The 19531-nt window shown below is 74.4% G+C and carries 18 protein-coding genes and 3 pseudogenes; 12 read left to right on the top strand and 9 right to left on the bottom strand.

From position 1 onward, the window contains the following. Positions 1-11: 11 nt before the first annotated feature. A pseudogene (locus ABGB16_RS17470) lies at positions 12-220 on the top strand (WD40 repeat domain-containing protein); the annotation flags it as partial. A gap of 167 nt (positions 221-387) precedes the next feature. Here ABGB16_RS17470 and ABGB16_RS17465 read toward each other — a convergent pair. Continuing rightward, positions 388-1236 carry an SDR family oxidoreductase gene (locus ABGB16_RS17465; protein WP_347669130.1) on the bottom strand — a complete coding sequence of 283 codons (849 nt, stop codon included), beginning with the start codon at positions 1234-1236 and terminating at the stop codon, positions 388-390. Positions 1237-1343: 107 nt separating this feature from the next. On the opposite strand from ABGB16_RS17465, the gene ABGB16_RS17460 reads away from it, so the two are divergent. Further along, positions 1344-1715 (top strand): helix-turn-helix domain-containing protein, encoded by a 372-nt coding sequence (locus ABGB16_RS17460; RefSeq protein ID WP_347669129.1) that lies wholly within the window; start codon positions 1344-1346, stop codon positions 1713-1715. A gap of 214 nt (positions 1716-1929) precedes the next feature. Here the strand turns inward: ABGB16_RS17460 and ABGB16_RS17455 are convergent. Continuing rightward, positions 1930-2163, bottom strand: a pseudogene (locus ABGB16_RS17455) (helix-turn-helix transcriptional regulator); the annotation flags it as partial. A 173-nt stretch (positions 2164-2336) separates the two neighbouring features. Between ABGB16_RS17455 and ABGB16_RS17450 the strand changes: the two are divergent. After that, positions 2337-3353, top strand: coding sequence for a potassium channel family protein (locus ABGB16_RS17450; RefSeq protein ID WP_347669128.1), 1017 nt, complete (start codon positions 2337-2339; stop codon positions 3351-3353). Positions 3354-3456: 103 nt separating this feature from the next. Here ABGB16_RS17450 and ABGB16_RS17445 read toward each other — a convergent pair whose 3' ends face one another. The 3 genes from ABGB16_RS17445 to ABGB16_RS17435 form a co-directional block, all read right to left on the bottom strand. Next, positions 3457-4491, bottom strand: coding sequence for a 2-oxoacid:ferredoxin oxidoreductase subunit beta (locus ABGB16_RS17445; RefSeq protein WP_347669127.1), 1035 nt, complete (start codon positions 4489-4491; stop codon positions 3457-3459). Then, positions 4484-6331, bottom strand: a complete 1848-nt coding sequence (locus ABGB16_RS17440) for a 2-oxoacid:acceptor oxidoreductase subunit alpha (RefSeq protein WP_347669126.1) — start codon at positions 6329-6331, stop codon at positions 4484-4486. The genes ABGB16_RS17445 and ABGB16_RS17440 overlap by 8 nt, the downstream gene beginning before the upstream one ends. A gap of 367 nt (positions 6332-6698) precedes the next feature. Then, positions 6699-8075, bottom strand: a complete 1377-nt coding sequence (locus ABGB16_RS17435; protein ID WP_347669125.1) for a hypothetical protein — start codon at positions 8073-8075, stop codon at positions 6699-6701. A 129-nt stretch (positions 8076-8204) separates the two neighbouring features. Here ABGB16_RS17435 and ndhC point away from each other — a divergent pair, with 129 nt between their 5' ends. After that, positions 8205-8582 carry an NADH-quinone oxidoreductase subunit A gene (gene ndhC / locus ABGB16_RS17430; protein ID WP_347669124.1) on the top strand — a complete coding sequence of 126 codons (378 nt, stop codon included), beginning with the start codon at positions 8205-8207 and terminating at the stop codon, positions 8580-8582. Between the two features lie 128 nt (positions 8583-8710). On the opposite strand, the gene folP is transcribed toward ndhC, so the two are convergent. Next, the gene (gene folP / locus ABGB16_RS17425) at positions 8711-9580 is read right to left on the bottom strand and encodes a dihydropteroate synthase (protein ID WP_347669123.1); all 870 of its coding nucleotides are present in this window, start codon (positions 9578-9580) and stop codon (positions 8711-8713) included. A gap of 183 nt (positions 9581-9763) precedes the next feature. Here folP and ABGB16_RS17420 point away from each other — a divergent pair. The 5 genes and pseudogenes from ABGB16_RS17420 to ABGB16_RS17400 all read left to right on the top strand — a co-directional run. After that, a pseudogene (locus tag ABGB16_RS17420) lies at positions 9764-10135 on the top strand (DivIVA domain-containing protein); the annotation flags it as partial. 620 nt (positions 10136-10755) lie between these two features. Continuing rightward, a complete protein-coding gene (locus ABGB16_RS17415; protein WP_347669122.1) occupies positions 10756-11253 on the top strand; it encodes an SRPBCC family protein in 498 nt (165 codons plus the stop codon). A gap of 124 nt (positions 11254-11377) precedes the next feature. Beyond that, on the top strand, positions 11378-11959 hold the full coding sequence (locus tag ABGB16_RS17410) for a DNA-3-methyladenine glycosylase I (protein ID WP_347669121.1): 582 nt from the start codon (positions 11378-11380) through the stop codon (positions 11957-11959). A gap of 13 nt (positions 11960-11972) precedes the next feature. Then, complete coding sequence (locus tag ABGB16_RS17405; protein WP_347669120.1) at positions 11973-12623, top strand: hypothetical protein; 651 nt, start codon at positions 11973-11975, stop codon at positions 12621-12623. Between the two features lie 78 nt (positions 12624-12701). Then, positions 12702-13454, top strand: coding sequence for a glucose 1-dehydrogenase (locus ABGB16_RS17400; protein ID WP_347669119.1), 753 nt, complete (start codon positions 12702-12704; stop codon positions 13452-13454). Positions 13455-13625: 171 nt separating this feature from the next. Here the strand turns inward: ABGB16_RS17400 and ABGB16_RS17395 are convergent, their stop codons facing one another. Both ABGB16_RS17395 and ABGB16_RS17390 read right to left on the bottom strand, forming a co-directional pair. Then, positions 13626-14417 (bottom strand): enoyl-CoA hydratase-related protein, encoded by a 792-nt coding sequence (locus ABGB16_RS17395; RefSeq protein ID WP_347669118.1) that lies wholly within the window; start codon positions 14415-14417, stop codon positions 13626-13628. 3 nt (positions 14418-14420) lie between these two features. Continuing rightward, positions 14421-15239 carry a PaaX family transcriptional regulator C-terminal domain-containing protein gene (locus ABGB16_RS17390; RefSeq protein WP_347669117.1) on the bottom strand — a complete coding sequence of 273 codons (819 nt, stop codon included), beginning with the start codon at positions 15237-15239 and terminating at the stop codon, positions 14421-14423. Between the two features lie 187 nt (positions 15240-15426). Between ABGB16_RS17390 and ABGB16_RS17385 the strand changes: the two genes are divergently transcribed. Beyond that, the gene (locus ABGB16_RS17385) at positions 15427-15594 is read left to right on the top strand and encodes a DUF3117 domain-containing protein (protein ID WP_007455245.1); all 168 of its coding nucleotides are present in this window, start codon (positions 15427-15429) and stop codon (positions 15592-15594) included. 155 nt (positions 15595-15749) lie between these two features. Then, positions 15750-17225: a leucyl aminopeptidase family protein gene (locus ABGB16_RS17380; RefSeq protein WP_347669116.1), complete on the top strand. Its 1476-nt coding sequence runs from the start codon at positions 15750-15752 to the stop codon at positions 17223-17225. 21 nt (positions 17226-17246) lie between these two features. On the opposite strand, the gene ABGB16_RS17375 is transcribed toward ABGB16_RS17380, so the two are convergent. Next, positions 17247-17855, bottom strand: coding sequence for an O-methyltransferase (locus ABGB16_RS17375; RefSeq protein ID WP_347669115.1), 609 nt, complete (start codon positions 17853-17855; stop codon positions 17247-17249). Between the two features lie 300 nt (positions 17856-18155). Between ABGB16_RS17375 and ABGB16_RS17370 the strand changes: the two genes are divergently transcribed. Next, positions 18156-19475: a trypsin-like peptidase domain-containing protein gene (locus ABGB16_RS17370; RefSeq protein WP_347669114.1), complete on the top strand. Its 1320-nt coding sequence runs from the start codon at positions 18156-18158 to the stop codon at positions 19473-19475. Positions 19476-19531 lie beyond the last annotated feature (56 nt).

Below are 19531 nucleotides of genomic sequence, written 5' to 3'. Positions count from 1 at the left end.
TGCGCGCTGTCTCTGAGATCATCCGAGTCCACCGCGAAGCCTCACCTACATGGCGTGGCTACCCGACGGCAAGCGGGTGCTCACCGGCTCGGCCGACGCCACCGCACAAATTTGGACTGCCGAGGTTGATCTCGACGCGTTGATCCGCGCGGCACGTGCCCGGTTCTTCCGAACGCTCACCCCCGACGGACGCCGCGCCCACCTGTTGCCAGGAGGCGAGCAGCTACAGCACCTGTCAGGGCCAACGTTCCGGCCGGTCGGGGGAGGGCGTCGAGCTGGACTACCGGCACGGCGTGGTCACCGGGGCCGTCCCGCCGGAGGACCTGGACGCGATGCCCGGGCCGGCCCGCCCGCGGCCGCGGGAACACGGGCGGGCCGGCGGCGTACTCAGAGCGCGGCGCGCAGCGCCTCGGCGAGGGTGGTGGGCCGCCGGCCGATCAGCGTCGCCAGGTCGTCGCCCTGGACGTGCAGCTCGCCCTGGGCGATGCCCCGGTCGCTGTCGGCCAGGACGGCGGCGAACGGCTCGGGCACGCCGGCCCCGACCAGCACCTCGGCGTACTTCTCCGCCGGCAGGTCGACGTAGCCGATCTCCCGGCCGGCCTGCCGGGACAGCTCCGCGGCCAGCTCGGCGAGGGTGAACGGTTCGCCGCCCAGCTCGTACACCCGGTTGTGCTCTCCGGCGCCGGTGAGCACCGCGGCGGCGGCCTCCGCGTAGTCCGCGCGGGTGGCGGCGCTGACCCGCCCCTCACCCGCCGCGCCGGCCACCCCGTGCTCGAGGTACGTCGGGAGCTGGCCCGTGTAGTTCTCCAGGTACCAGCTGTTGCGCAGGATCACGTACGGCAGGCCGGAGGCGGCCAGCTCCCGCTCGGTCTCCAGGTGCTCCCGCGCCAGGATCATGCCGGAGGTGTCGGCCCGGGTGATGCTGGTGTAGACCACCAGCCCGACACCGGCCTCGCGGGCGGCGGCGATCACGTTGCGGTGCTGGAGCGCCCGCTGCCCGACCTCGCTGCCGGAGACGAACATCAGCTTGTCCGCGCCGGCGAACGCGGCCCGCAGCGACTCCGGGTCGTTGTAGTCGGCCTGCCGCACCACGATCCCGCGCCCGGCGAGGTCGGCGAGCCGGCCGGTGTCCCGGGCGAGCGCCACGATCTCCCCGGCCGGTACGCCCCGCCGGAGCAGCGCGGAGACGATCAGCCGGCCGAGGTGGCCGGTGGCGCCGGTGACGACGATGGACATGGTTGGACTCCCTCAGTGTGCGAACGATCCGTCATCCCCGTCCAACGGGAAGGATCCCCCGACACTTCCCGTTGGAGAGTAGGCACCTTGAAGTAAGTCACTAACTGATGGAGAGTGATCGGGTGGAGCCCGACATCTTCGCCAAGAACTGCGGCAGCCGGCAGGTCGTCGACCGGATCGGCGACCGGTGGAGCGTACTGGTGGTGCTCACCCTCGCCGACGGCCGCAGGCGCTTCGGCGAGCTGGCCCAGCGCATCGAGGGGGTGAGCCAGAAGATGCTCACCCAGACCCTGCGCGGGCTGGAGCGCGACGGCCTGGTCACCCGCACGGTCCACGCCAGCGTGCCGCCGCGGGTCGACTACGAGCTCACCGACCTCGGCCGCAGCCTGCTCGACCTGGTCTCCGGGCTGGAGGCGTGGGCGACCACCCACCTCGGCGAGGTCGAGGCCGCCCGCGCCCGTTACGACGCCCGCCGCTGACGCCGCCTCAGACGGTGACCGGAGTGGTCGCGCCAGCCCGCACGCAGTGCACGAGCCCGGTGGTACGCGGGCCGACGACGAGCGACGCGCCGGGGAGCGTGGGCTGCCGACCGGCCGCGCGCTCCAGCCGGGCCAGCCGGACCCCGTGGCGGGGGAGCGGCAGCTCCCCGGCGGGCGCTCCGGCGGCCGCCCGCGGGGCCACGGGAGTACGCGGCTCCAGTCGGCGCAGGTCGTCGCGGGCCTCCTCCAGCAGGTCGGACAGGCGGATGCCGAGGGCCCGGCAGATCGCCGCCAACACCTCCGACGAGGCCTCCTTGCGGCCCCGCTCCACCTCGGACAGGTAGGGCAGCGACACCCCGGCCTCCTCGGCGACCTCACGCAGCGTGCGGCCCTGCCGCATCCTGATGCGACGCAGTACCCCGCCGATCACCCGTCGCAGCAACGACATGACGGCCTCGCTCTCGCCTCGTCCCTCCGCCGACAGCCTCATCATGCCCGCCCGCGGGCCCGCGGGCAGTACCGGTCTGCCGGCGGGGCGCCCATCGGCACCCCAGGATGCGGAAATCCACGTACCCGCTATGTTGAGCACGTGCAGGCGACGGACGCGGAGCAGGAGCGACGGTGATCCATTTTCCCGCCCAGCGGCGGGGCCCGCTGAGCGCGCTGAGCCTGCGCCTGGCCGCCGCCGTGGGCCTGGTGTTCGCGGTGGTCGCCGCGGTCTACCTCGACCGGGACGGCTACCGCGACGTCAACGAGGACGGGCTCACCCTCCTCGACTGCTTCTACTACGCGGTGGTCTCCCTCTCCACCACCGGGTACGGCGACATCACCCCGGCGTCGCAGTCCGCGCGGCTGGTCAACGTCCTCTTCATCACCCCGGCCCGGGTGCTCTTCCTGATCATCCTGGTCGGCACCACCCTGGAAGTCCTCACCGAGCAGTACCGGACCGGCCGTCGCCTGTCGCGGTGGAGGAGAAGCGTGAAGGACCACGTCATCATCTGCGGCTACGGCACCAAGGGACGCAGCGCCGTCTCGGCGCTGCTGGAGAACGGCATGGACAAGTCCCGGATCGTGGTGGTCGAGCGCAGCGCCGCCGCGCTGCGGCAGGCCACCTCCGCCGGGCTGGTCGCGATCGAGGGCTCGGCGACGCGCTCCTCCGTGTTGAACGAGGCGCACGTGAAGACCGCCAAGGCGGTCATCATCGCGACCGACAGCGACGACGCCGCCGTCCTGGTGGCGCTCACCGTCCGTCAGCTCACCGCCGGGCAGGTGCGGATCATCGCCGGGGCGCGGGAGGCCGAGAACGCGCCGCTGCTCAAGCAGAGCGGCGCCCACCACGTGATCGTCTCCTCCGCCACCGCGGGGCGGCTGCTCGGCCTGTCGACGTCTGCCCCGCCGCTGATCGACGTGGTGGAGGACCTGCTCACCCCCGGCCAGGGCATGGCGCTGGCCATGCGCTCGGCCGAGCGCGGCGAGGTGGGCCGCTCCCCCCGGGAGCTGGACAGCCTGGTCATCGCCCTGGTGCGCCGGGGGCGGGTGGTCACCCTGACCGACCAGGCCGGTGCGACCGTCGAGACGGGCGACATGCTCGTGTACGTCCGCGACGACCGGCCCCAGTCGACCGGTGTGCCGGGCTGACACCCGCGCCGCACGAAGCGCGTGCCGGGCTGACACCCGCGCCGCACGAAGAAGCGGAAGGGCCCGCCCCGGTGGCGGGCCCTTTCCGTGGCCACCGGACGGGTCAGAGGATCGTCCAGGTGTCGCCGCTGGCGAGCAGGCCGGCGAGCTGCTGCTCGGGGGTCTCGGTGACCTTCGCCTTCGCCGCCTCGACCTGGCTCTGCACCACGCTGTCGTAGGACGGGCGGTCGACCGAGCGGAACACGCCGATCGGGGTGTTGCGCAGGTCGATCCCGGGCAGCCGGGACAGCGCGAACGCGTACGCCGGGTCGGTCACCGTCGCGTCGTGCACGACGATCTCCTCGGGACGCACCGACGCGGTCTCCCGCACCTCCAGGCCGAAGCCGCCCGGCGGGTGGACGACGCAGAACTGCCCGTCCTTGCCGAACGTGATCGGCTGCCCGTGCTCCAGCCGGATCAGGAAGTCGTCCCGGGTGCCCGGCTCCTTGAGCTGGTCGAACGCCCCGTCGTTGAAGATGTTGCAGTTCTGGTAGATCTCCACGAACGCCGAGCCCTGGTGCTCCGCCGCGGCCCGCAGCACGGACTGCAGGTGCTTGCGGTCGGAGTCGATGGTCCGGGCCACGAAGGTCGCCTCCGCGCCCAGGGCCAGCGAGAGCGGGTTGAACGGCGCGTCCGCCGAGCCGACCGGGGTCGACTTGGTGATCTTGCCGACCTCGGAGGTGGGCGAGTACTGCCCCTTGGTCAGGCCGTAGATCCGGTTGTTGAACAGGAGGATCTTCACGTTGACGTTGCGGCGCAGCGCGTGGATCAGGTGGTTGCCGCCGATCGACAGCGCGTCGCCGTCGCCGGTGACCACCCAGACCGACAGGTCCGGCCGGGCGACCGACAGGCCGGTGGCGATCGCCGGGGCGCGGCCGTGGATGGAGTGCATCCCGTAGGTGTTCATGTAGTACGGGAAGCGGGACGAGCAGCCGATGCCGGAGATGAAGACGATCCGCTCGCGCGGGATGTTCAGCTCCGGCATGAAGCCCTGGACGGCGGCGAGGATGGCGTAGTCACCGCAGCCGGGGCACCAGCGCACCTCCTGGTCGGACTTGAAGTCCTTCGCGGTGAGCTTGAGGGCGACGGGCTCAGACATTCTTCAGGACCTCTTCCAGCATCGTCTCCAGCTCGGCGGCGGTGAACGGCAGGCCACGGACCTGGTTGTAGCCGATCGCGTCGACGAGGTACTTGGACCGGATCACCTGGGCGAGCTGACCGAGGTTCATCTCGGGGATGACCACCCGGTCGTAGGCGCGCAGCACCTGGCCGAGGTTGGCCGGCATCGGGGCCAGGTGCCGCAGGTGCGCCTGGGCGATGGAGAGCCCCCGCTGGCGCAGGCCCCGGCACGCCGCGCCGATCGGCCCGTACGTCGAGCCCCAGCCGAGCACCAGCACCCGGGCGTCGCCGTCCGGGTCGTCGACCTCGACGTCCGGTACGGGGATGGTCTCGATCCGGGCCGCCCGGGTCCGCACCATGAAGTCGTGGTTCGCCGGGTCGTACGAGATGTCGCCGGTCCTGTCGGCCTTCTCCAGCCCGCCGATCCGGTGCTCCAGACCGGGGGTGCCCGGGACGGCCCACGGCCGGGCCAGGGTCTCCGGGTCCCGCAGGTACGGCAGGAAGGTCGTGCCGTCCTCGCCGTTGGGCGTGGTGGCGAACTCGACCCGCAGGTCGGGCAGGGACTCCACGTCGGGCAGCAGCCACGGCTCGGAGCCGTTGGCGACGTAGTTGTCGGACAGCAGGATCACCGGGGTGCGGTAGGTCAGCGCGAGCCGGGCCGCCTCGATGGCCGCGTGGAAGCAGTCCGCGGGCGACTTCGGCGCGATCACCGCGACCGGGGCCTCGCCGTGCCGGCCGTGCAGGGCCATGTTGAGGTCGGCCTGCTCGGTCTTGGTCGGCATGCCGGTGGACGGCCCGGCGCGCTGCACGTCCACGATGACCAGCGGCAGCTCCAGCGCCACGGCCAGCGAGATCGTCTCGCTCTTGAGCGCGACGCCCGGGCCGCTGGTGGTGGTGACGCCGAGCGACCCGCCGTACGAGGCGCCGAGCGCCGCGCCGACGGCCGCGATCTCGTCCTCGGCCTGCATGGTGACCACGCCGAACCGCTTGTGCTTGCTCAGCTCGTGCAGGATGTCCGACGCCGGGGTGATCGGGTACGCGCCGAGGAACACCGGCAGCCCGGAGCGGACGCCCGCGGCCACCAGGCCCAGCGAGAGCGCCTGGTTACCGGTGATGTTGCGGTAGGTGCCGGGGAGCATCTTCGCCGGCTTGACCTCGTACCGGACGGAGAAGTCCTCGGTCGTCTCGCCGAAGTTCCAGCCGGCCCGGAAGGCGGCCACGTTCGCCGCGACCAGCTCGGGGCGGGCGGCGAACTTGCGCTCCAGGAAGCGCAGCGTCGACTCGTACGGCCGGGAGTACATCCACGAGAGCAGGCCGAGGGCGAACATGTTCTTGGCCCGCTCGGCGTCCTTCTTGGACACGGCGTGGTCGGCCAGCGCCCCGATGGTCATCGAGGTGAGGGCGACCGGGTGCACCACGTACCCGGCGAGGGTGTCGTCGTCCAGCGGGCTGGCCTGGTATCCGACCTTGGCCAGGTTGCGCTTCGTGAACTCGTCGGTGTTGACGATGATGTCGGCGCCACGCGGCAGGTCGGCCAGGTTGGCCTTGAGCGCGGCCGGGTTCATCGCCACCAGCACGTTCGGCGCGTCGCCGGGGGTGAGGATGTCGTAGTCGGCGAAGTGCACCTGGAAGCTCGACACGCCTGGCAGCGTGCCTGCGGGCGCCCGGATCTCGGCCGGGAAGTTGGGCAGCGTGGAGATGTCGTTGCCCAGCTGCGCCGTCTCCGAGGTGAACCGGTCACCGGTCAGCTGCATGCCGTCGCCGGAGTCACCGGCGAACCGGATGACCACCCGGTCGAGTTGACGGATCTGCTTGGTCACGCCTGCACCTCGCTTCGCTCAGCGCGGTCGCGCGGGCGGGTGAACATGATGGTGACCTCGCCTTGCCCGGCCACGTGACCTCCTTGACGCACCGCTGCACCGCACCGCCCGTGGCTGGTCCGGGTTCGTAGTAGTTCTCTTCCTCAAGAGCCTACGTCCAAGGGGACGCCGAACCTGTCCGTAGGTCCGCCCAGTGGAACCGGAATCCGGGGCTGTATGTCCGCGATCGTGTCGTTTCGTCCCGGCGGCCGTAAGCAGAATCACCGGATATCGATCAGGCCTCGATCGCGCGTCGATCCGGTCGCCGTGCCGCCTACCGGGTGCCCGTTGCCGACGTACCGGCCGGGAACGGGCGGGCCGGACCGGATCAGTCCGAGGGGACCGGGGGCGGCGCGGGATCGCCCGGAGCGGCCAGGCGGCGGCGCAGCGAGGCGACGGCCAGCCCGAGCGCCAGCGCGACCAGCAGGCCGGAGACCGCGATCAGGGCGACGGCGGCCTGCCGTACCGAGCCACCCGCGCCGAAGGCGGCCGGGCCGGCGGCGGCGATCAGCCCCTGCGAACCGACCGGGGCGGGCGTGGCGACCGAGGTCTCCAGCGCCGCTGCCGCGGTGATCCGGAAGCTCATCTGTACCTGCCGGGCCCGGCCGCCGCGGGGGTCGAGCCGGCCGACCACCGCGCCGGCCAGCGGCGCGGCGCGCTGGGCTTCGGCGGTCGCCGCCACCGCCAGTCGCAGGGTGGCGGCTTCGCCGGACGGCACGGTGCCGACGTCGCACCGGGTACGGGTGGCGCTGACCGCGGCGCAGCCCGCGGGCGGGGCGGGGACGCTGACGCCGGGCGGCAGCACGACCTCGATGCGGCCGGCGGCGTCGACCCGGCCGGTGTTGCCGAGCCGGACGTCCAGCTCGCTCGCGTTTCCGCCGATGTCGAAGGCCACCTCGCCCGCCCGCAACGCGATGCCGGGCACGGGCGGGCCGGGCGGGAAGAGCACCGCGAAGCCTTCCCTGTCGTCGGCCGAGCCGGGCGCCCCGGGGGCGCTCGCGCTCACCCGGACCGTGCCGTTGAGCGGCATCCGGTGCCAGGCGGCGCCGTCGACCCGTACCCGGAGCAGGGTGCTGAACCGCGCGCCGGGCGCGGTCTCCCACGCGCCGCAGCGGTGGTCGCCGCCGCCCGCCGGGGCGCAGCCGGCCGTGCCGGCGTCGGTGACGCCGGGTGGCAGCGCGTACGCCAGGCGCATCCGCGCCGCGACCTCGCCCGTGTTGGTGACGGTGACGCGGAGGGTGGTCGTGGTGCTCCGGGCGCTCCAGTACGCCTCGGTCAGCCGCACGTCCTGGGTCGTGACCCGGACGCCGAGCCGGCCCGGCGCGGGCCGGTCCGCGCCGGGCGTCGGGGAGGTCGCGGGCGGCGGTGCGGCGGTGGTGGTCGGGGCGCCGGTGGAGGGTGCGGCAGTCGCCTCGGGCGGCTCGGTCGGCGTGGGCGCGGGGGCGCTCGTCTCCGGAGGCGGCAGGGTCGACGGCGGGGCGCTGGGCGTGGGGTCCGTCGGGGAGGGCTCGCCCGGCGTGCCGCCGACCGGCTCCCCGGCCGGGTCGGTCGCCGCCGCCACAGCGGCCGCCGGCCGTGGGGCGCCCCCCTGGCCGGCCGGGGCCGCGACGGCGGCCAGCGCGCCGATCGCGAGGGACGCGGTGAGCAGCGACGCGACACGTCGCCCGGCCGGCTGTCGGGCGGGCCGTACGTCCACGCGGGCCATGTGTCCTCCGTGACCAGGAGTACGTTCAATTTTCGGCAACAGTTGGTGCGTGGTGCTGGTCCCGCCGGGAAACAACCCCGCACCGTGCTCGGTGCGAAACCGGGTGTGCGGCCGGTAGGCTGACCCACCGTGACCGGTTACCTGGGCTCGTACGCGACGCTCGGGCTGTTGCTGCTCGCCAGCGTTCTCTTCTTCGTTACAGCGTTTTCGGCCAATCGGGTGTTACAACCCAGCCGTCCGGCTGATCCCCCCGGCAAGCGGACGAGCTACGAGTGCGGACTCGACCCGGTCGGCGGCGACTGGGCGCAGATGCAGATCCGCTACTACGTGTACGCATACCTGTACGTGCTGTTCGCGGTGGAGGCCGTGTTCCTCTTTCCCTGGGCGGTCGTCTTCGACCGGCCCGGGTTCGGGCTGGTGACCGTCGCCGAGATGGGCGTCTTCGTGGCCGTGCTGGCGCTCGGCATCCTCTACGCCTGGCGGAAGAACATCCTCCGCTGGGCCTGACCCGCGTCGGCCGGGTCCGCGCCTGACCCGCGTCGGCCTGACCCGCGCGCCGGCCTGACCCGCGCGCCGGCCTGACCCGCGCGCCGGCCTGACCCGCGCGGCGACCGATCGCGCGGTGCTGGCGGCGGTCAGGCCAGGCCGCGCCGGGTGCGGGCCGGCGGGCGGTCGCCCCGGATGGACGCGACCATGTCCAGCACACGGCGGGTCGGCAGCACCTGGTGCGCCCGGAACACCCGGGCGCCCAGCCACGCCGACACCGCCGTCGCCGCGAGCGTGCCCTCCAGCCGTTCCGCGACCGGCAGGTCCAGTGTCTCCCCGACGAAGTCCTTGTTCGACAGCGCGACGAGCAGCGGCCAGCCCGTGCCGGTGAGCTCGTCGAGGCGGCGGGTGATCTCCAGCGAGTGCCGGGTGTTCTTGCCGAAGTCGTGCGCCGGGTCGATCAGGATGCCGTCGGGGCGTACCCCCAGGGCGACCGCGCGCTCGGCGAGGCCGGTCACGGTCGCGACCACGTCGGCCACCACGTCGTCGAAGGCCGCGCGGTGCGGGCGGGTGCGCGGCGCGAGCCCGCCGGCGTGCGAACAGACCAGGCCGGCGCCGGTCTCGGCGGCGACCCGGGCCAGCGCCGGGTCCGCTCCGGACCAGGTGTCGTTGAGCAGGTCGGCGCCGGCCGCGACCGCCTCGACCGCCACCTCGGCCCGCCAGGTGTCGATGGAGATCACCACGTCCGGGAAGGCGGCCCGCACGGCGGCGATGGTGTCGACGGTCCGGCGGATCTCCTCCGCCACGTCCACCTCGTCGCCGGGGCCGGCCTTGACGCCGCCGATGTCGACGATCTCCGCGCCCTCGGCCACGGCCCGCTCGACCGCGCGCAGGGCGCTGTCCGCGGCGAAGGTGGCTCCCCGGTCGAAGAAGGAGTCCGGGGTGCGGTTGACGATCGCCATCACGACCAGCTCGCCGGGTGCGAACGTACGACTCCCGAGCCGAAGCGCTCCCGCCATGCCCGCCTCCCGTCCCTGCCGCCGTCGGCCGGGCGCCCCGGCCGCCCCCGACGCTAACCGGTCGGCCCCGACGCTAACCGGTCGGCCGGCGGCCGGCCCGCCCGGCACGTCCCGCGTACGGATCCGCGGCGGGACCGCCCGGCGGGTTCGCTCCCGGCCCGTCCGCGTGCCACGATCTCTTCCATGGGTCAGGTGCTGCTCCTGCTGGTCGTCGCCCTCACGGTCGCGGCGGTGGTGTTCGGGGTGACGGTGCTGGTCACCGGCCGTGATCCCGGCCTTGTGCCGGCCGAGCCCGACGGGCGGGCGGTTCCCCTGCCGGCCAGCCGACCGTTGCACGAGTCGGACATCGGGGGCGTTCGTTTCGACACGGCGCTGCGCGGGTACCGGATGGCCCAGGTCGACCAGGCGCTGCGCCGGGCGGCCTACGACATCGGGTACAAGTCGGAGCTGATCGGCGTGCTGGAGGCGGAGGTCACCGCGTTGCGCGAGGGGCGTGTCGCGGACGCCGACGCACTGCGCCGCACCCGCGAGCAGGCGGCAGCCGTCGCCGAACCCGCCGCCCCCGCCCCCGCCGCCGTGGCGGACGCGGCCGGGGCCGACCGGCGGGACGCCGGGTTGGCCGCCGAGACATCCGCGGATCGGGAGGCGAACGCCGCCGACGCGCCCGCCGTGGCCGAGACACCGCCGGGTGCGGAGACGAACGCCGTGGCCGAGACGCGGCCGGGTGCGGAAGCCGACGTGCCCGCTGGGGCCGAGACACCGCCGGGTGCGGAGACGAACGCCGTGGCCGAGGCGCGGCCGGCTGCGGAAGCGACCGCCGTGGCCGAGACGCGGCCGGCTGCGGAAGCCGACGTGCCCGCTGGGGCCGAGACACCGCCGGGTGCGGAGACGAACGCCGTGGCCGAGGCGCGGCCGGCTGCGGAAGCGACCGCCGTGGCCGAGGCGCGGCCGGGTGCGGAAGCCGACGTGCCCGCTGGGGCCGAGGCGCCGCCGGGTGCGGAGACGAACCCCGTGGCCGAGGCACCGCCGGGCGCGGAGACGAGGGTTGCGACCGGGACGCCCGCCGAGGCGGAGGCGCCTGCTGTGACCGGGGCGGCGGCCGGTGTGGAGGCGCCCGCCGAGGGCGTGTCCGACGCGGCGGGCGGGCGCGGGCCGGCGGTCCGGCCGGAGCCGGCGTGACGGGGCCGGCCGACGCCGACGGCCTCGGCGAGGCCGCCCATCCCGGGGCCGGCGAGGTCACCGCCACCGTGATCGTCAACGCCCCGGCCGACCGGGTCTTCGCCGCCCTCACGGCCTGGGAGCGGCAGTCCGACTGGATCCCGTTCACCACCGTCCGGGTGGTCGAGGGGGACGGCGGTGAGGGCAGCGTCGTGGAGGCGGTCACCGCGATCGGTCCCGCCGTCCTGCGGGACGAGATGCGGGTGGTCCGCGTCGACGCGCCCTACGAGGTCGGCGTGGTGCACTGCGGCAAGCTGCTGCGCGGGCCCGGCGTGCTGCGCTGCACCCCGATCGAGGGCGGCCGCACCCAGGTGGTCTGGCACGAGTGGTTCCACCTGCCGGGTGGCACGGCCGGGCGGGTGGCCTGGCCGGTGCTGTGGCCCGGCTCCAAGATCAGCCTGAACCAGGCGCTGCGGAAGTTCGGCCGGCTCGTCGAACAGGGCCGCCTGCCCTGACGGGCGGGCCGCCGGCCGGCGGATCACCCCGGTCCGGCGACGTGGCGGTGTCCCGGCGGGTCGGACACCCCCACATGACCGCCACGGCGGCCCGCTGTCGGCGTCCCGCACTAGCGTGTACGCCGTGACTGACCTGGTGATCGGCGCCGACGGGCTGTCCCGCTGCGCCTGGGGGGCGAGCACCCCCGACTACGCCGTCTACCACGACAGCGAGTGGGGCCGGCCGCTGCACGGCGACGACGCGCTCTACGAGCGGATGACCCTGGAGGCGTTCCAGTCGGGGCTGTCCTGGCTGACCATCCTGCGCAAGCGCCCCGCCTTCCGGCTGGCCTTCGACGAGTTCCGGATCGAGAAGGTGGCCGGCTACGGCGAGGCCGACGTGGCCCGGCTGCTCGCCGACGCCGGGATCGTCCGCAACCGGTCCAAGATCGAGGCGGCGATCGCCAACGCCCGGGTCGCGCTGGAGTTGCCCGACGGTCTCTCCGCCCTGCTCTGGTCGTACGCGCCGCCGCCCCGCGCCGCCCGGCCGGAGTCGTTCGCCGACGTGCCGGCGCTGACCCCCGAGTCCACCGCCATGGCCAAGGCGCTGAAGAAGCGCGGCTTCCGGTTCGTGGGTCCCACGACGGCATACGCGCTGATGCAGGCCACGGGGATGGTCGACGACCACCTGGCCGGCTGCCACGTCGCCGCCGCCGGGCCGGCGTGATGGGATTGGGCGCATGACGGACACCGACCACCGCGTGAGCGGCGCGAGCCCCGCCCGGGGCGACGGTGGGCGGGGCGACGGCGCCTGGGCCGTGGTCCTTCCCCCGGGCCGGTACGACGCCGAGCGGCTCGTCCACCACGACACGCTGGAGCTGACCGGGATCGAGGCTCCGGGCGGGCCGTCCGGCCCGGGCCCCCGCCCCGGTGACCCGGTGGCGGTGCTGGTCGAGGAGCCGCTGCGGCTGGTGGCCCTCGGGCGGGTCGCCCGGCCCACCGTCGAGCGCCGGGAGGACCCGGACGACCCGCAGTCCGACCCGGCCCCCGGGGCACTCGTGGTGACGTACACCCGGCGGATCTTCGACGAGCCGGTGTCGGCCGAGGGGCTGGCGATCGAGGGGCCCGTCTCCCCGCTGCCCGCCGCCGCGTACCGGGAATTGGCCGAGCGGCTCGGCCCGCCGCCGGCCCGCCGGTCCTGGCTGGTCAGCGTGGACATCCCGGTCGAGGCGGCCACCCGGGCGGAGGCGGTCCGGCTGTTCTGGTCGTACGTGCGGGATCTCGGCCCGCGGGAACTGCCCGCGTTCGTCTCACCGGCCGGCGACGAGCTGGCCATGCAGGCGTACGTGCTGGGTGCGGAGGCGAACCAGGACCCGGAGGAGGACGACTGACCCCGCGACTAACCCGACCCCGGCTGGGTAACGGGCCCGGTGTCGGGTCGGCCCGCGCCGGCCCAGCAGGGAGGGCCGATGCGGTTCCAGGGCAGGGTCGTCTTCGTCACCGGCGGTGCCTCCGGGCTCGGCGAGGCCGCCGCGCGGCGGTTCGCCGCCGAGGGGGCGCGGGTGGTGATCGCCGACATCGACGCCGAGGGGGTGCGGCGGGTGGCCGACGGCCTGGCGGACGCCCACGCGGTCACCGTCGACACCGGCGACGCCGGGTCGGTCGAGCGGGCCGTCGCGGAGGCCGTCGACCGGTACGGCCGGCTCGACGTGATCTTCAACAACGCCGGGATCGACGGCGAGCAGCAGCCGCTGCACGAGATGGACGTGGCGAACTGGGAACGGGTCCGCCGGGTCAACGGCGACGGCGTCTTCTTCGTCCTCAGGTACGGCATCGCGGCGCTGCTGCGCAACGGCGGGGGAGCGATCGTCAACACGTCCTCCACGACTGCGTTGGCCGCCCAGGAGAACATCTCCCCGTACACCTTCACGAAGGCCGGCATCCTGGGTCTGACCCGGTCCGCCGCCGTCGAGTACGCCGCCCGGGGTGTCCGGGTCAACGCGGTGGCCCCGACGGTCGTGATGACCCCGCTCGTCGAGCACTTCATCGACAGCGCGCCGGACCCGGCGCAGATGCGGCGGCAGATGGAGTCGTTCAACCCGAAACCGGGCATCCCCACCCCGGACGACGTGGCCGGAGTCGTGCTCTTCCTCGCCTCCGACGACGCGGCCTGGATCACCGGCCACACCATTCCGGTCGACGGCGGCTACGTGGCCCGCTGACGGCGCCCGCCCGCGAGAGCCGCGTCCGCCGACGGGCGAATGCCGCCGACCGGCCGCATGCCGACGAGGGTGGCCGCGTGCCGCTGACCGGCCGGGTGCCAGCGACGGTGGCCGTGGCCGCTGACCGGCCGCGCGCCGGAGCCCGCGCCCGCAACGGCTGGGCGACGGGCCTCAGTGGCCGGCGAAGGTCGGCTTCTGCTTGTTGACGAAGGCCAGCGTCGCGTCGCGGTGATCCGCCGTGGCGCCGCAGATGGACTGGGCCTGGGCCTCGGCGGCCAGCGCGTCGGCCAGGGTGCCCGCGTCGGCGATGGAGAGCTGCCGCTTGATCGCCCCGTACGCGACGGTGGGGCCCGCGGCGAGCCGGGCGGCCAGCTCCTGCGCGGTCGGCAGCACCTGCTCGTCGTCGTCGACCAGCCTGGTCAGCAGGCCGAGCCGGTTGGCCTCCTCGGCGCGCACCGGCTCGGCGAGCATCAGCAGTTCGACGGCCTTGGCGTGGCCGACCAGCCGGGGCAGCGTCCAGGAGGCGCCGGTGTCGGCGGCGAGTCCCACCCCGGCGAAGGCCATCAGGAAGCGCGTGCCCGGCCCGCCGATGCGGAAGTCGGCCAGGAAGGCCAGCGACGCGCCCGCCCCGGCGGCCATGCCCCGGACCGCGGCGACCACCGGCTTGGGCAGGTTGGCCAGCCGGGCGGCGATCGGGTTGTAGTGGGCCCGCACCGTCCGCAGCGGGTCCGGCGTCCCCGATTCGAGGGTCTGCACGTGCTCACGCAGGTCCTGGCCGGCGCTGAACGAGCCGCCCGCGCCGGCGAGCACCACGGCCCGGCAGGCCCGGTCGGCCTCCAGCTCGGCCAGGGTGTCCCGCAGCGCCTCCTTCAGCGCCACGTCGAGCGAGTTCATCGCCGTCGGGCGGTTCAGCGTCAGGGTGACGACGGCGTCGGTGCGGTCGACCAGCAGCGGCTCGGTCACTCTCTAACGACCCTTCTGTCGGGCGATGCGGTTCGTGGCGTCGAGGCACTGCTCGACGTACCGGTCGGCGGCCGGACGCAGCCGGGTCGCGTGCCGGTCGAAGAAGCTGGCCGCGGCGGTGCCGGGCCAGCGGTCGGGCAGCAACGCCGGCGGCAGCTGGGGGTCCCGGAACAGGAAGGTACGCCACGCGTGCACGAGCCGGAACCGGGCGGCGTACGCCTCCTCGTCGCTGCTCCGGGCGGTCACCCCGGCCAGCAGTGGGCGCTGCTCGTCGACGAACCGTTCGTAGGCGTGTCCGATCTCGGCGAGGTCCCAGGCCCGGCGGACCACTCCCATCGCGCCGGGGGTGCCCGCGGCGTGCGCGGCGGTGAACCGCTCGTACCGCACGCCCGCCTCCTCCAGCAGGACGTCGATGTCCTCGGCGGGGCGGGTGCCCACCCAGGTCTGCTCGTCGAGGGCGCCGTAGCCGAGGAAGCTGAGCATGGCGGCGAGCCGCTGCCGGTCCCGCCGCGGGGTGGGGGCCTCCAGGACGAGCAGATCGAACCGCCCGTCCCAGCTGACCCGGCCGGTGCGGTAGACGCGGGCGGCCGCCTCGTCGAGCCGCCGGGCCGCCTTCGCCGTGATCGAATATCCCGGTCCGGAGGGCAGGCGGAGGGGGTCCAGCCAACCCTGGCGGACCATCCGACTGACCGCCGTCCGCACCGCCGGGGGTGCGATCCCGAGCGGCGCGAGTAGCTTGACCAGGGCCGCGACCGGCGCGCGGCCACCCCGCGCCCGGAGGTGGTCGCCGTACAGGTCGAAGAGTGCCGACCGTGCCTGCATGACCGCACATTGTGACAGGCTTTCTCAAGATATGCTAGGTGCTGTTACATCAATGCTGCTTCGGTTTGGGTCCGGCGGTGTTCATCAGGGAAAATCGTTGGTCGGCGCCCCCGCACGTTGCGGCGGGTGTTGCGAAGAGGCTGTGGGGCAACCCACCGACCCTGGTGTAGGTCTGAGGGGAGACAACATGGCGGCGATGAAGCCGCGGACGGGCGACGGTCCGCTGGAAGTCACCAAGGAGGGCCGGGGCATCGTCATGCGGGTCCCGCTGGAGGGTGGTGGCCGGCTCGTCGTCGAGATGACTCCCGACGAGGCCAACGCGCTCGGTGACGCGCTGAAGGCAGCCGCCGGCTGACCGAGAAGCGGTCCGGGCGGCGTTCGTCGAGCGGACGGTCCATACGTCCCTGAGCCACCGGCCCGGCCGGTGGCTCAGGGCCTTCACCGCCGCGGGCGGCCGGCCTGGTGGGCGAGCCCCCGCTTTTTCCGACTTTTCTGGAGGTACGGTCCAGCGTGTTGGCCATCCGTCTGGTGACCGCGCCCGAGCGGCCCGATGCTCTGGTCCTGCCCATCCGGCCCACCGGGAATGCCGAGGGCGACGGTCCCCGGGCCACGCTGGAGTCGAGCCTGCCGGCCGTCGCCGACGAGCTGCTGGCCGAGGCGGCTGCCCTGGTTCCCGCCGCCCGGGCCACGGGGCGGGCCGGCGAGGTGCACGTACACCTGCGACCGGGGCGCACCCCCGGCCGGCTGCTGCTGGCCGGGGTGGGCGAGGCGGACGAGCGCGGCTGGCGGGCGGCGGGCGCGGCGCTGGCCCGGTCGGCCGCGGATGAGACGCACGTCACTGTCGCGGTGCCGGGCGGCGCCCCGGCCGCCTCGGTGCGCGGCCTCGTCGAGGGGCTGCTGCTGGCGTCGTACCGGTTCCGGCTGCGGGCGGCCGACGAGGCGCCGACGCTGACCGGCGTCGACGTCGTGGTGACCGACCCCGCCGCGTACGACGAGGCGGTCGAGGCCGCCGTCGTCACGGCCCGGATGACGCGTCTGGCCCGGGACCTGACCAACACCCCGTCGTCCGTGAAGAACCCGCAGTGGTTCGCCGAGCAGGTGGAGGCGGCCGCGGCCGGCGAGCCTGACCTGCACCTGCGGGTCCGGCAGCCGGACGAGCTGGCGGCCGAGGGCTTCGGCGGCATCCTCGCCGTCGGCGGCGGTTCGGCCAGCGGGCCGCGGCTGGTCGAGCTGGACTGGCGGCCGGTGGGGGCGCGCACGCACGTGGTCCTGGTCGGCAAGGGGATCACGTTCGACACCGGCGGCATCTCCATCAAGCCCAGAGACGCGATGAAGCTGATGCGCAAGGACATGGCCGGCGCCGCCGCCGTGGTCGCCGCGACGCTGGGCGCCGCCGCGCTGCGGCTGCCGGTCCGGGTCACCACCCTGACGCCGCTGGCGGAGAACATGGTCAGCGGGTCGGCGTTCCGCCCCGGCGACGTCGTCCGGCACTACGGCGGCGTCACGAGCGAGACCACCAACTCCGACGCCGAGGGGCGGCTGGTGCTCGCCGACGCGCTCGCGTACGCCGTCGCCGACCTCAAGCCGGACCTGCTGATCGACCTGGCCACCCTCACCGGCGCGAACGCGATCGCGTTGGGCACGCGGACGGGCGCCCTGTACAGCGAGAACGACCAGTTGGCCGCCGATCTGCTGGCCGCCATCGACGCGGCCGGCGAGGCGGCGTGGCGGATGCCGCTGCCGGCCGACTACGTCCAGTACCTGCGCAGCGACATCGCCGACCTGTACAGCGCCCCCACTCAGGGAGCGGGGTCGGTGGTGGCCGCGCTGTACCTGCGCGAGTTCACCGGCGACCTGCGGCAGCGCTGGCTGCACGTCGACATGTCCGCGCCGTCCTGGGCCGAGCGTGACGACGCGGAGCTGAGCCGGGGCGCCACGGGCTGGGGCGTCCGCGGCCTGCTCCGCTGGCTCGCCACGCTCGCCTGACCAGGAGCATGCCGGGGCGGGTCAGCACTTGACGGCGGCCAGGAGGCCGTGCCCGAGGGGGAGTAGCGCGGGGATCCAGTGCTCGGACTCCCGGATCGCCTTGATGGCCTCCCGGACGGTGACCGTCTCCACGTCCCGCGCCGCCGGGTCGCCGATCCGGCCCCCGGCCAGTGCGCCGTTGAGGACGAGCACCCCGCCCGGGCGCAGCAGCCGCAGCGCCGCGTCCATGCAGGCGTTGAAGCCGGTCGACTCCGCGTCGACGAAGACCAGGTCGTACGCGCCGTCGGCCAGCCGGGGCAGGACGTCCAGCGCCCGGCCGGTGATGATCCGGGTACGCCCGGCGGGGAAACCGGCCTCCGTGAAGATCCGGCGGGCGATCCGCTGGTGCTCCACCTCGACGTCGATGGTGGTGAGGACGCCGTCCGGGCGCATCCCGCGCAGCAGCCAGACACCGCTGACGCCGGTGCCGGTGCCGATCTCCACCACCGCCCGCGCGCTACCGGCGGCGGCGAGCAGCCGCAGCGCGGCGCCCGCGCCGGGGGTCACCGCGTCGAGGCCGACCTCGTGGGCGAGGCTGCGGGCGGTCCGCAGTACGAGGTCCTCGGTGACGTACGACTCGGCGAACTGCAACGCCTGCGTCGGCGAACTACCGGAACTGGCGGCCGTGGCGATGGGACACCTCCGTCAGGGGCGGGCTGGCGCTATGAGCCTAGAGGCGGGGCCGGACGCACGCAGCCGCGAGTCCGGTGCCCGACGATCATCGGCGGAACGGGCCCGGCCGGGGTGGTTTGCGGCCGGACGATCATGCGGACAAGCGCTGACTGCGCTCGGGGCATTCGTGCAATCCTGGAGGCGGCATCCCCGTTGTCGGGACCGGCCACCCGGGCCGGGCGCGTGGCGAGGGATGCGGGGACGACTGGGAGGCACGACGTGACCGACGGCTGGGACTGGCGTCAGCCAGGGGGAAGCCCGACGCCGCCGGCGTCGGGCGCGGCGCCGGCCGAACGGCCGACGACGTTCCCGGGCGCCCCGAGCGGACCGACCTCGCCCTGGTGGTCCGACGCGCTCACCGATCCGTGGCGGGACCCGCGCTCCCCGGCGGCGGTGATCGTCCCGGGCCCGGTCGGTGCCGCCGGTACGGAGCCCGAGCCGGTCACCGACCCGGACGCGCCGGGCCGGCCGCGGCTGCGGCAGCTGCTGCTGATTCCGCTGGTCACCGCGCTGCTCGCCAGCGCCCTCGGCGGTGCCCTGGGGTACGCGTTCGCGGTGCGCGGCGGCGTGACCGGGCAGCCGGTGCTCGGCGCCGACCCGGCGGACCCGCCCGCGCTCGCCCAGCGCCGGCCGGAGTCGCTGGCCGGGGTCGCCGAGAAGGTGCTGCCCAGCGTGGTCACCGTCCGGGTGGCGAGCATGGGCGGCACGAGCGAGGGTTCCGGCTTCATCGTCAGCGCCGAGGGGCACGTGGTCACCAACGACCACGTCGTCGCCGGCGGCACCGGCAAGGCGACGGTGGTGTTCAACGACGGCAGCACCGCCTCGGCCAGCGTCGTGGGGCAGGACCCGGAGTCCGACCTCGCGGTGATCAAGGTGACCCGGACGGGCCTGCGGCCGGTGGAGTTCGGCGACTCCGACGCCCTGGCCGTGGGCGACCCGGTGCTGGCGATCGGCTCGCCGCTGTCGCTGGCGAACACGGTGACGGCGGGCATCGTGAGCGCTCTCGACCGGACGATGCAGGCCGGCGAGCCGGGCGGCCCCACGCGCTACTACGCGGCCATCCAGACCGACGCCGCGGTGAACCACGGCAACTCCGGCGGCCCGCTCGTCGACTCGGCCGGCCGCGTGATCGGCGTGAACTCGACGATCAAGTCGCTGGTGGCCGACGGGCAGGAGGCCGGCAACATCGGGCTCGCCTTCGCCATCCCGATCAACCAGGCCAAGCGGGTCACCCAGGACATCATCGGCACCGGCAAGGCCCGCCGTACGGTGATCGGCGCGCAGGTGGGCGGCACCGGCTCGGCCACGGGCGCCGGCGGCGTACGCCTGGCGACGGTGGAACCGTCGGGGCCCGCGGCCGGGGCCGGGCTCAAGGCCGGGGACGTGATCCTGCGGCTCAACGGCCGCCCGATGACCGATCCCACCGACCTGATCGCCCTGGTCCGCAAGTTCGCGCCGGGCTCGGTGGTGACCGTGGAGTATCGGCGGGGTTCCGCCCGGCTGAACGCCTCCGTGACCCTCGCCGCAGACGCCAAGTAGGGCGCCGGCCACCCCTCCCCGACCGGCTCCGACGTGCGTAGTCTTGGCGTGACGGC

This window comes from Micromonospora sp. B11E3 (assembly GCF_039871625.1).
GTDB lineage: Bacteria > Actinomycetota > Actinomycetes > Mycobacteriales > Micromonosporaceae > Micromonospora.
This window is presented reverse-complemented; position numbering and strand designations above follow the sequence as displayed.

Bases quoted from the DNA above. Each gene is read 5' to 3' on its own strand.
- ABGB16_RS17465 (WP_347669130.1), bottom strand. From the start codon at position 1,236: ATGTCCATCGTCGTCACCGGCGCCACCGGCCACCTCGGCCGGCTGATC.
- ABGB16_RS17460 (WP_347669129.1), top strand. From the start codon at position 1,344: ATGGAGAGTGATCGGGTGGAGCCCGACATCTTCGCCAAGAACTGCGGC.
- ABGB16_RS17445 (WP_347669127.1), bottom strand. From the start codon at position 4,491: ATGTCTGAGCCCGTCGCCCTCAAGCTCACCGCGAAGGACTTCAAGTCC.
- ABGB16_RS17435 (WP_347669125.1), bottom strand. From the start codon at position 8,075: ATGGCCCGCGTGGACGTACGGCCCGCCCGACAGCCGGCCGGGCGACGT.
- folP (WP_347669123.1), bottom strand. From the start codon at position 9,580: ATGGCGGGAGCGCTTCGGCTCGGGAGTCGTACGTTCGCACCCGGCGAG.
- ABGB16_RS17405 (WP_347669120.1), top strand. From the start codon at position 11,973: ATGACGGACACCGACCACCGCGTGAGCGGCGCGAGCCCCGCCCGGGGC.
- ABGB16_RS17400 (WP_347669119.1), top strand. From the start codon at position 12,702: ATGCGGTTCCAGGGCAGGGTCGTCTTCGTCACCGGCGGTGCCTCCGGG.
- ABGB16_RS17390 (WP_347669117.1), bottom strand. From the start codon at position 15,239: ATGCAGGCACGGTCGGCACTCTTCGACCTGTACGGCGACCACCTCCGG.
- ABGB16_RS17385 (WP_007455245.1), top strand. From the start codon at position 15,427: ATGGCGGCGATGAAGCCGCGGACGGGCGACGGTCCGCTGGAAGTCACC.